The organism is Amycolatopsis kentuckyensis (assembly GCF_002155975.1).
Taxonomy (GTDB): Bacteria; Actinomycetota; Actinomycetes; order Mycobacteriales; family Pseudonocardiaceae; genus Amycolatopsis; species Amycolatopsis kentuckyensis.
This window is the reverse complement of record NZ_MUMI01000538.1, coordinates 1-10,127: the sequence shown is the minus strand read 5'-3', so window position 1 is coordinate 10,127 and position 10,127 is coordinate 1. Positions and strand designations below refer to the sequence as shown.

The 10,127-nt window shown below is 71.0% G+C and carries 8 protein-coding genes; 7 read left to right on the top strand and 1 reads right to left on the bottom strand.

All coding sequences use genetic code 11. The features are described from left to right. Positions 1-79: 79 nt before the first annotated feature. From CCN39_RS40975 to CCN39_RS40960, 4 genes are read left to right on the top strand one after another with little or no spacing between them, the layout of a single operon-like run. Positions 80-1,117, top strand: a complete 1,038-nt coding sequence (locus tag CCN39_RS40975) for a FecCD family ABC transporter permease (RefSeq protein ID WP_086851673.1) — start codon at positions 80-82, stop codon at positions 1,115-1,117. Beyond that, positions 1,117-2,175 carry a FecCD family ABC transporter permease gene (locus CCN39_RS40970; RefSeq protein ID WP_086851672.1) on the top strand — a complete coding sequence of 353 codons (1,059 nt, stop codon included), beginning with the start codon at positions 1,117-1,119 and terminating at the stop codon, positions 2,173-2,175. The genes CCN39_RS40975 and CCN39_RS40970 overlap by 1 nt, the downstream gene beginning before the upstream one ends. Positions 2,176-2,179: 4 nt before the next feature. Continuing rightward, positions 2,180-2,989: an ABC transporter ATP-binding protein gene (locus CCN39_RS40965; RefSeq protein WP_086851670.1), complete on the top strand. Its 810-nt coding sequence runs from the start codon at positions 2,180-2,182 to the stop codon at positions 2,987-2,989. Positions 2,990-3,009: 20 nt separating this feature from the next. Next, positions 3,010-3,495 carry a DinB family protein gene (locus CCN39_RS40960; RefSeq protein WP_086851668.1) on the top strand — a complete coding sequence of 162 codons (486 nt, stop codon included), beginning with the start codon at positions 3,010-3,012 and terminating at the stop codon, positions 3,493-3,495. Here the strand turns inward: CCN39_RS40960 and CCN39_RS40955 are convergent. After that, on the bottom strand, positions 3,482-4,780 hold the full coding sequence (locus CCN39_RS40955) for a lysine N(6)-hydroxylase/L-ornithine N(5)-oxygenase family protein (protein ID WP_086851666.1): 1,299 nt from the start codon (positions 4,778-4,780) through the stop codon (positions 3,482-3,484). The genes CCN39_RS40960 and CCN39_RS40955 overlap by 14 nt on opposite strands. A 114-nt stretch (positions 4,781-4,894) precedes the next feature. Here CCN39_RS40955 and CCN39_RS40950 point away from each other — a divergent pair, with 114 nt between their 5' ends. From CCN39_RS40950 to CCN39_RS40940, 3 genes are all read left to right on the top strand, one after another. Beyond that, positions 4,895-5,839, top strand: coding sequence for a methionyl-tRNA formyltransferase (locus tag CCN39_RS40950; RefSeq protein ID WP_086851664.1), 945 nt, complete (start codon positions 4,895-4,897; stop codon positions 5,837-5,839). Between the two features lie 55 nt (positions 5,840-5,894). After that, on the top strand, positions 5,895-7,985 hold the full coding sequence (locus tag CCN39_RS40945; RefSeq protein WP_086851662.1) for an alpha-galactosidase: 2,091 nt from the start codon (positions 5,895-5,897) through the stop codon (positions 7,983-7,985). Positions 7,986-8,091: 106 nt separating this feature from the next. Then, complete coding sequence (locus CCN39_RS40940; RefSeq protein WP_086851660.1) at positions 8,092-9,363, top strand: extracellular solute-binding protein; 1,272 nt, start codon at positions 8,092-8,094, stop codon at positions 9,361-9,363. Positions 9,364-10,127 lie beyond the last annotated feature (764 nt).

Sequence of the window (10,127 nt, the reverse complement as noted above, 5' to 3'; positions counted from 1 at the left end):
CCCTAACAAACGGATGGTGAGGATGCACTCCTGTACCATCGGTTAGCCTTACCTAAAATCAGTACCAGTCGGAGGTGCGGTGCGAACAGACCCCGGAGGGATCGCTCTCAAGCGACGCCCGCCACACACGGGCCGCGCGCTCGGTCTGCTGGCCGCTCTCGGTGTGCTGGTTTTCCTGTGCCTGCTGAGTGTCTGGCTGGGGTCGAAGGAGATCTCGTTCGGCGCCGTCTGGCAGGTGCTCTGGCACGACGACGGCTCGGCCGACGCCGTGATCATCCACAGTGTCCGGATGCCGCGGACCCTCCTGGCGGTGCTGGTCGGCGCCGCGCTGGGCCTGGCCGGCACCCTCATGCAGGCGCTGACCCGCAACCCCCTGGCCGACCCCGGGCTGCTCGGGATCAGCGCCGGCGCCGCGTTCGCGATCGTCTTCTCGATCACCGTGCTCGGCGTCGGCTCCCTCTACGGCTACATCTGGTTCGCCTTCGCCGGCGCGCTCGCCGCGACCGCGGTCGTCTACTTCCTCGGCACCCGCGGCCGCAGCGGTTCGAGCCCGGTCAAGCTCGCCCTCGCCGGGGCCGCCGTCACGGCCCTGCTCGGCTCGTTCACCAGCGCGATGGTGCTGTCGGACCCGGTGGCGCTCAACCGTTTCCGGTTCTGGTCGGCCGGCTCGCTCGCCGGCGTCGACAGCGGTTCGCTGCTGCGGGTCCTGCCGTTCCTGCTCGCCGGCGTCGTGCTCGCGATCGCCAGCGGCCCCGCGTTGAACAGCCTCGCGCTCGGTGACGACGTCGCGGTCGCGCTCGGCCGCCGGCTGGGCCCGCTGCGGCTGCGCGGCGCCCTGGCGATCACGCTGCTGACCGGCGCTTCCGTCGCGGTCGCCGGCCCGATCGTGTTCCTCGGCCTGATCGTCCCGCACGCCGTGCGGTTCGTGATCGGGCCCGACCACCGGTGGCTGCTGCCCTACACCGCGGTCCTCGCGCCCTGTCTGCTGCTGGCCGCGGACATCCTGGGCCGCGTCATGGCGCGGCCCGGCGAGGTCCGCGCCGGGGTGATCGTCGCCTTCCTCGGCGCGCCCTTCTTCATCTGGCTGGTCCGCCGCCGCAAGCTGGTGGAGTCCTGATGAGCCTGCTGCAGCTGCGGCGCGACCGCGTCACCTTCCGGCTCGCGAAACCCGCGGTGTCCGGCCAGGTCCGGCTCCGGCTCGTCGCCGTTTCGCTCGTCCTCGCCGTGCTCGCGTTCGCGTTGTTCTGCGTGGGCATGACGATCGGCGACGTCCCGCTCGGCGTGTCCGACGTCCTGTCCGCGGTGTTCGGCGGCGGCGACAGCGGCACCGCCTACATCGTGCAGGAGCTGCGGCTGCCGCGGGCGCTGACCGGGCTGCTGGCCGGGCTCGCCTTCGGCGCGTCCGGCGCGGTGTTCCAGACCATCACGCGCAACCCGCTGGCCAGCCCGGACATGATCGGCATCAACGCGGGCGCGGCCACCGCCGTCGTCGCCGGGATCTCGTTCGGCTTCGGCGGCGGGCTCGGCACGACCACGCTCGGCCTGCTCGGCGGCCTCCTGACCGGCCTGCTCGTGTACGTCCTCGCGTGGCGGCGCGGGACCACCGGCTATCGGATCATCCTGGTGGGCATCGGCATCTTCGCGATGTGCACCAGCCTGACCGACTACCTGCTCAGCCGCGCGCAGATCACCGAAGCCCAGGCGTCGATCGGCTGGCTGGTCGGCAATCTCGCCAACCGCGGCTGGGAGCACGTCGTCCCGCTGGCCGGCGCGCTGGCGGTGCTGCTGCCGCTCGTGCTGGCCCTCTCGCGGTGGATGCGCACGCTGCAGCTCGGCGACGACGTCGCGGCCGGGCTCGGCACGCCGGTCCAGCCGGTCCGGCTCGGCCTGCTGCTGTCCGGCGCCGGTCTGGTCGCCTTCGCGACGGCGTCCGCGGGCCCGGTTTCGTTCGTCGCGCTGACCGCGCCGCAGATCGCGCAACGCCTGGCGCGCCAGGCGTCCCCGCCGCTGACGGCGTCCGCGCTCACCGGCGCGGTCGTGGTGCTGGGCAGCGACATCCTGGCCCGTACCGTCACCGCGTCGCCGCTGCCGGTCGGCATCGTGACCGGCGCGCTCGGCGCCCCGCTGCTGCTCTGGCTGCTGGCCAGGGCCAACCGATCCGGCTCCGGAGGCTGAGAAGATGACACCGTCCCTGCGCGTGCAGGACCTGCGCGTCGCCTACGACGACCGGGTCGTCATCGACGGCCTCGACCTCGACATCCCGCCCGGCAGGATCACCGCGATCGTCGGGGCGAACGCGTGCGGCAAGTCGACGCTGCTGCGCACGATGGCCCGGCTGCTGACGCCGAAGGCGGGCGGGGTCTACCTCGACGGCCGGTCGATCCAGGACCTCCCGACCCGCCAGGTCGCCCAGCGGCTCGGCATCCTGCCGCAGTCCCCGGTGGCCCCCGAGGGCATGACGGTGGCCGACCTCGTCGGCCGCGGCCGCGCCCCGCACCAGAGCTGGTGGCGCCAGTGGTCCACATCGGACGAAGACGCGGTCGCCGCCGCGCTGGCGGCCACCGGGCTGACCGACCTGGCCGACCGCCCGGTCGACGAGCTCTCCGGCGGCCAGCGCCAGCGCGCGTGGATCGCGATGGCGGTCGCCCAGGGCACGCCGGTGCTGCTGCTCGACGAGCCGACGACGTACCTGGACCTGGCCCACCAGATCGACGTGCTCGACCTGGTCGTCGACCTCAACCGCGGCGAGGGGCGCACGGTGGTGATGGTGCTGCACGACCTGCCGCAGGCGTGCCGCTACGCCGACCACGTGATCGCGATGAAGGCGGGCCGCGTGGTGGCCTCCGGCGAACCGGCGTCGGTGATCACGGAGGAACTCGTCGAGGAGGTCTTCGACGTGCGCTGCCAGGTGAGCCCGGACCCGGTGAGCGGGACCCCGATGGTGATCCCGATCAGCCGCCACCACCCGGCGCCGGTGCCCCAGGGCTGAGTGTCCGGCAAGCTGGACGCATGTATGCGCTGCCCGAAAAGACCATCGGCGCCGAGCGTGAGCTGCTCGAAGCCATGCTCGACCGCAACCGGCTCGCCTTGGTGGAGAACACGCGAGGCCTGTCGGAAGCCGACGCGCGGCGGCGGCTGGTCTCGTCCCTGACCACGCCGATCAGCATCGTCAAGCACGCGGCCGTCGCCGAGCGCCGCTGGTTCCAGTGGCTGGTGGCCGGCCTCGACCCGGCCGACATCGACGGCCCGTCGACCCCCGGAGACGCGAGTTTCGCCGTCGGCGACGACGAAACAGTGGCCGGCGTGATCGCCGAGTACGAGCGCGCGAGCGCCCGCTCCCGCGAGATCGCGGCGGGCTTCTCGCTCGACGACCGGTGGACCCACCCGGTCGTCGGCGAGGTCAGCCTGCGGTTCATCTACCTGTTCCTGATCGAGGAGTTCGCCCGCCACACCGGCCACAGCGACATCCTGCGGGAGCAGATCACCGCAGGCTGACGGCAAGCTCCCCGGCCGGCGCCGCGACCACCCGGCGGTCCACGACGGACTGCAGGATCTCCCCCACCCGCACCGCGGTGTTCGACAGCAGCGACGACGTGATGCCGTGCGTGTGCTCGGTGCCGCCCTGCAGGTAGATCCCGCCGCGCAGCGGGAATTCCGTCGTCAGCCGGTAATCGCGCTCGACGCGGAGCCGGCCTTCGCCGTCGCGCAGGCAGCGCGCGCCCAGTTCGCCGAGCAGCGGCGTCGGGTCCGCGGGCCGGTAGCCCGTGGCGTAGACGACCGCGTCGGCGGCCAGGACCGTGCGCTCCCCGGTCGTCAGGGATTCGACCGTCACCGTTCCCGCGTCGGTCACCTCGACCGGGCGCGAGACGTTGAACAGCCGCAGCCGTTCCACGCCCAGCACCTTCTCGCGGTAGACGCGCCGGTAGAGCTCGTCGATCAGGTCGATGTCGACGGCCGAGTAGTTGGTCGCGCCGTGGTAGCGCATCAGGCGGTCCTTCACCGGCTCGCCCGCGCGGTAGAACTGGTCGACGGCGTCGGGGTCGAAGATGCGGTTGGCGAACGAGCTGTCGTCGGCCGGGCTGTAGCCGTAGCGGGCGAACACCGCGCACACCTCGGCGCGCGGGAACTCGTCGTGCAGCAGCGCGGCGACCTCGGCCGCGCTCTGGCCGGCGCCGACCACGACGAACCGCTTCGGGTCGGCGTTCTTCAGTCCCTCGACGCGGAACAGCAGTTCGCTGTTGTGCCAGATCCGCTCGCCGCTGGTGACACCCTCGGGCAGCTGGGGCCGCAGACCGGTGCCCATCACCAGGTTCCGGGCGCGCAGCGACGACCCGTCCGACGCCTCGACGTCGAAGTACGCGACTTCGGAGCCGTCGTACACCGGCGTCACGGAGACGACCTCGGTGCCGTAGGAGACGACGTCGTCGACCTTCGCGGCCGCCCACTCGAAGTAGTCGTGGAACTCCACGCGCAGCGGGAACAGGTTCTTGTGGTTGATGAAGTCGACCAGCCGGCCGGCCGCGTGCAGGTAGTTGAGGAAGCTGAACTCGCTGGTCGGGTTCCGCATGGTGACCAGGTCCTTGAGGAACGACACCTGCATGGTCGCGGTGTCGATCAGCATCCCGCGGTGCCAGCCGAAGCGCGGCTGCCGCTCGAGGAAGTGCGCGGTCACCGGCTCCGCGGCGCCCGTGTTGTGCTCGGCGAGGGCGATCGCGAGGGCCAGGTTCGACGGTCCGAAGCCCACGCCGACGATGTCGTAGATCGGGACCTCTGCAGTCATGTTGCTCCCTCGCGCGCTCCGGTACGGTTCAGGGAACCCTAACCTAACTTAGGCGAGCCTCGCCTAGTACGTTCGTGGTGATGTTCGTCCCCCGATCATGAAAGGCACTCTCGAATGCGCGTGGCGATGTTCGGCTACCAGACCTGGGGGCACCGGACCCTCCAGGCGCTCATCGACGCCGGCCACGAGGTCGCCCTCGTGGTCACGCACCCGAAGAGCGACCACGCCTACGAGCGGATCTGGGCCGACTCGGTCGCCGACCTCGCCGCCGCCCACGACATCCGGGTCCTGCTGCGCAACCGCCCGGACGACGCCGAGCTGCTGGCCGAGCTCAAGGCGGCCGACCTCGACCTGATCGTGGCGAACAACTGGCGCACCTGGCTGCCGCCGGAGATCTTCGAGCTGCCGCGCCACGGCACCCTGAACATCCACGACTCGCTGCTGCCGGCGTACGCGGGTTTCTCACCGCTCATCTGGGCCATGATCAACGGCGAGCCCGAGGTCGGCGTCACCGCCCACATGATGGACGGCGAACTCGACGCCGGCGACATCGTGCTGCAGCGCGCGATCCCGGTCGGGCCGGCCGACACCACGACCGACCTCTTCCACCGCACGGTCGACCTGATCGCGCCGATCACCGCCGAAGCCATCTCGCTGATCGAGACCGGGTACACGCCGGTGCCGCAGGACCGCTCGAAGGCCAGCTTCTTCCACAAGCGGGCCAAGCGCGACAGCCTGATCGACTGGACCCTGCCGCCCGCCGACATCGAGCGGTTCGTGCGCGCGCTGCCGGACCCGTACCCGAACGCGTTCGCCTACCACCGCGGCGAGGAGCTGCGGATCCTGAAGGCATCGGTGTCGCAGGGCCACTACGGCGGCACGCCGGGCCGGATCTTCATCCGGGAAGGCGACGGCGTGGTGATCGTCGCCGGGCCGGAAGCGCGCCGCGGCCGGTCCCCGGGCCTGCTGGTCGAGCGCGTCCGCACCGCCGACGGAACCGACCTGCCGGCGGCCGAGTACTTCAAGACGATGGGCGGGTACCTCACCGACCGCCCGTGACCGGTGAGCGGGACATCCCTTGGCGGCGGCCACCCCGATGAGCAGGATGTCCCGCATGGCCGGGATCAGCTTCCTCGACGAGCACCGCACCTGGGTGCTCACCGGGGAGTCGAGCACGTACGCGCTCCGGCTCGACGAGGACGACGTCCCGACGCACGTCTACTGGGGACCGGCGCTGTCCGACGCCGGCGTCGTCGAGCTGACCGCGAAAACGCTTCCCTGGTGGGACGGCTTCAACGACCCGAACGAGGGCCTCGCCGAACTCGCCGCCGACGGCGGCACCCGGTACTGGACGCCCGCGCTGCAGGTCCGCTTCGCCGACGGGACCCGGGCGCTCGAATGGCGGTACTCCGCCTGCGAAGCCACCGCCGATCACCTGCGCCTGGTCTTCGCGGACCGGCACTACCCGCTGCGGATCACCCTGCACTACCGGCTGCGCGGCGACGTCCTCGAACGCTGGACCGAGCTGAGCGCGGACACCGACGTCGAGGTCGTCCGGGCCGACTCGGCCACCTGGGCACTGCCGGTCTTCGAGGACTACCGGCTCAGCCACGTCACCGGCCGCTGGGCGGCGGAGACGCAGTTGCACCGGTCGCCGGTACCGCACGGCGAAACCGGCTTCGCGAGCCGTCGCGGGATCACCGGTCACCACGCGAATCCGTGGGTGATGGTCGACGACGGCACGGCGACCGAGCGCCACGGCGAGGTCTACGGCGTCGCGCTGGCGTGGAGCGGGTCGTGGCGGCTGACCACCACGCGCTCGTCGACGGGGCGGCTGACGGTCAGCGGCGGCTTCGGCCAGGACGGCGTCGTGCACCGCGTCGGGCCGGACCGGCCGCTGACCACCCCGGTGTCCGCCGGGCTGTACACCGACGGCGGGTTCGGCGCGGCGAGCCGCGCGTGGCACGCCTACGTCCTCGCGCACGTCCTGCCGCACCCGGACGAACTGCGCCCGGTGCTCTACAACTCGTGGGAGGCCACCGGATTCGAGGTCACCGAGGCGGGGCAGCGCGCCCTCGCCGAGCGGGCGGCGGCGCTCGGTGTCGAGCTGTTCGTGATGGACGACGGCTGGTTCGGCGCCCGCACCGGCGACCACGCCGGGCTCGGCGACTGGCGGGTCAACCGCGCCCGCTTCCCCGACGGGCTCAAGCCGCTGGTCGACGCGGTGCACGGGCTCGGCATGCGGTTCGGCATCTGGGTCGAGCCCGAGATGGTCAACCCCGACAGCGACCTCTACCGCGCCCACCCGGACTGGGTGCTGCACCACCCGCACCGGCGCCGGTCGGAGCTGCGACGGCAGCTGGTACTGAACTTCGCGCGCCCGGACGTGGCCGCGTGGGCGCACGAGTGGCTCGACCGGCTCGTCGGCGCGCACGCCATCGACTTCCTCAAGTGGGACATGAACCGGCCGTTCAGCGAAGCGGGCTGGCCCGGCGAGCCCGACCAGGACCGGCTGTGGGTCGACCACACGCACGCGGTGTACGCGCTGCTCGACCGGCTGCGCGCGGACCACCCGGGCCTGCGGATCGAGTCGTGCTCGGGCGGCGGCGGCCGGATCGACCTCGGCGTGCTGGCCCGCACCGACCAGGTCTGGACCTCCGACAACACCGACGCGCTCGACCGGCTGCGGATCCAGCACGGCTACGGCCAGCTCTACCCGGCCCGCGCGATGTCGGCCTGGGTCACCGACAACCCCAATTTCGTGACGGCGCGGTCGGTGCCGCTGCGATTCCGGTTCCACGTCGCCATGGCCGGCGTGCTCGGCCTCGGCGGCGACATCGTGCGCTGGCCCGAGGACGATCTCGCGCTCGCCCGGGACCTCGTGGCGCTGTACAAGGACATCCGGCCCGTGGTGCAGCACGGCGCGCTGTACCGGCTGCGGCCGCCGGTCGACGACGGTCTCGTCGCCTTCCAGTACGTCCACGGCGAACGCGTGGTGGTGTTCGCCTACCGGCAGGCCGCGCACTTCAACGCGCCGGAGCGGCCGCTGCGGCTCGACGGCCTCGATCCGGCCGCGCGGTACCTCGACCCGGATTCGGGCCGGACGCACAGCGGAGCGGTGCTGCTGGCGCACGGCCTCCCGCTGGCCTTGCCGGCCGGCGACTTCGCCAGCGCCGTCGTCCGGCTCGATCGCATAAAGATCTGATCTATCTCGCGCTTTTCGCGGTTCTTGCCGCGCCGGACGCTTGACATCGTCGAATAGGTCCGATCAAATGCGTCATACATCACATATGGTGGAAGGTGGCTTGGACATGAGACGGTCCCTGGCGCTGGGCGCAGCGGCGCTCCTGGCGGTGAGCGCGTGCTCGGTGGGCTCGAACACCGGCGGTGGCGGCGACGCGGAGATCACCTTCCTCACGTTCGAAACCCCGAACCTCACCCCGGCCTACTGGGACGCCGCGATCAAGCGCGTCACGGACAAGAACCCGGGCGTCAAGGTCAAGAAGCTCGTCGCGCCGACCGCCGACGGGCGGACGTCCTACGCGAAGCAGCTGCTGCAGTCCGGCCAGTTCCCCGACGTGATGATCGCCGTCGATTCGGCCGGTTTCGCCGAGGCGGGCAACCTCTACGCGTGGACGCCCGAGGAGCTGAAGGACTTCCAGTTCCCGCAGGCCAACCCGGTGAACGGCAAGTACTACCAGCTGCCGGCGAACACCCAGACCATCCCGCCGATCTACTACAACAAGAAGATGTTCGCCGACGCGGGCATCGCGGCGCCGCCGAAGACGTGGGACGAGCTCGTCACCGACGCCGGCAAGCTCAAGGACAAGGGCTTTGCGCCGTTCACCATCGGCGGCGGCAAGGACGGCTTCCCGTCGTCGATGATCCTTTCGGGACTGGTCAGCACCGAGGTCTACAACACGATGCCGGACTGGCTCACCCAGCGGCGTCAGGACAAGGTGAAGTTCGCCGATCCCGCGTTCCAGCACGCGTTCGCGAAGCTCGCCGACCTCGCGGCGAAGGGGTACGTGGACAAGACCAGCGTGTCCCGCGACTACGCGGCGACCGAGCAGGCGTTCCTGGACGGCCAGGGCGCGATGTACCCGATGGGCAACTGGTTCGCCGCCAACGCCGATTCGAAGAAGCACGACTTCGAGGTCGGTGTCTTCAACTTCCCCACCGAGGACGGCAAGCTGGTCGTCCCCGCCTACACCGGCGGCGGCATGATCGTGAACGCCAAGGCCGCGAACCTCGACGCCGCACGCAAGTTCGCCCTGGGTTTCCAGCTCGACAAGGACCAGCTGGACGCCTCGGTGAAGGCGGACGGCCTGTTCCCGGCGATCAAGGGCTACACGCCGCCGTCCGACGTCGGGGCGACGTTCAAGGCCGGCTACGACCTGTATGCGCAGGCGGTGCAGCAGAACGCCGTGGTGCACGCGTTCCGCTGGGAGACCGCCGACGACGGGTTGCTGCCCGGGATGAAGGACAAGGTCGACCAGGCCGCCCAGGACGTCATCACCGGCCGCAAGTCGGTGGCCGACGCGTGCGCGTTCCTGGACACCGAGTGGGCGAAGGCGGGCTGACGTCCTTGACCGCCGTCGCCGCTCCCCCCGCCCCGCCCCGCCGTGTCGCTCAGCGCCGCCGCCGTCGGCCGGTCCTGCCGCGGCTGGCGCACTTCGCGTCGTTCGGGGCGCCGGGCGTGCTCGTGTACCTGTGCTTCGTGATGGCGCCGATCCTGATCAGCTTCGGCTACAGCCTGACGAACTACAACCCGTTCAAGCCACCGGTGAAGTTCGTCGGGTTCGACAACTACCGCCTCCTGTTCACCGACTCCCAGTTCCTCACGGCGCTGCAGGTGACCACGATCCTGACGCTGATCGTGGTGATCGTGCCCAACGTGCTGGGGCTCGGCGTGGCGCTGCTGCTGGACCGGAAGGGCTGGCTGTACAACGCGTTGCGGAGCGTGTTCTTCACGCCGGTGATCCTCAGTTCGGTGGTGGTGTCGATCGTCTGGTCGCGCTTGCTCGACGACCGGGGACCGGTGAATTCCCTGCTGCGCGCTCTGGGTGTCGCCCACCCGCCGGGCTGGCTGTCCGACCCGGACGTGGCGCTGTATTCGGTGGCGTCGATCGTGTGCTGGCAGATGCTCGGCTTCTGCGTCGTGGTGTACCTGGCCGGCCTGCAGGGCGTNNGATCGACGGCGCGGGGCCGCTGCGCCGGTTCCGTGCGGTCACCTGGCCCCTCCTGGCCCCGTCACTGACGATCAACACGGTGGTGCTGCTGATTTCGGCGTTCAAGACCTACGACTACGTCAAGGTGATCACCAACGGCGGCCCCGGTTCCGGCG

Bases quoted from the DNA above. Each gene is read 5' to 3' on its own strand.
- CCN39_RS40950 (WP_086851664.1), top strand. From the start codon at position 4,895: ATGCGCGTGGCGATGTTCGGCTACCAGACCTGGGGGCACCGGACCCTC.
- CCN39_RS40945 (WP_086851662.1), top strand. From the start codon at position 5,895: ATGGCCGGGATCAGCTTCCTCGACGAGCACCGCACCTGGGTGCTCACC.
- CCN39_RS40965 (WP_086851670.1), top strand. From the start codon at position 2,180: ATGACACCGTCCCTGCGCGTGCAGGACCTGCGCGTCGCCTACGACGAC.
- CCN39_RS40960 (WP_086851668.1), top strand. From the start codon at position 3,010: ATGTATGCGCTGCCCGAAAAGACCATCGGCGCCGAGCGTGAGCTGCTC.
- CCN39_RS40970 (WP_086851672.1), top strand. From the start codon at position 1,117: ATGAGCCTGCTGCAGCTGCGGCGCGACCGCGTCACCTTCCGGCTCGCG.
- CCN39_RS40955 (WP_086851666.1), bottom strand. From the start codon at position 4,780: ATGACTGCAGAGGTCCCGATCTACGACATCGTCGGCGTGGGCTTCGGA.
- CCN39_RS40940 (WP_086851660.1), top strand. From the start codon at position 8,092: ATGAGACGGTCCCTGGCGCTGGGCGCAGCGGCGCTCCTGGCGGTGAGC.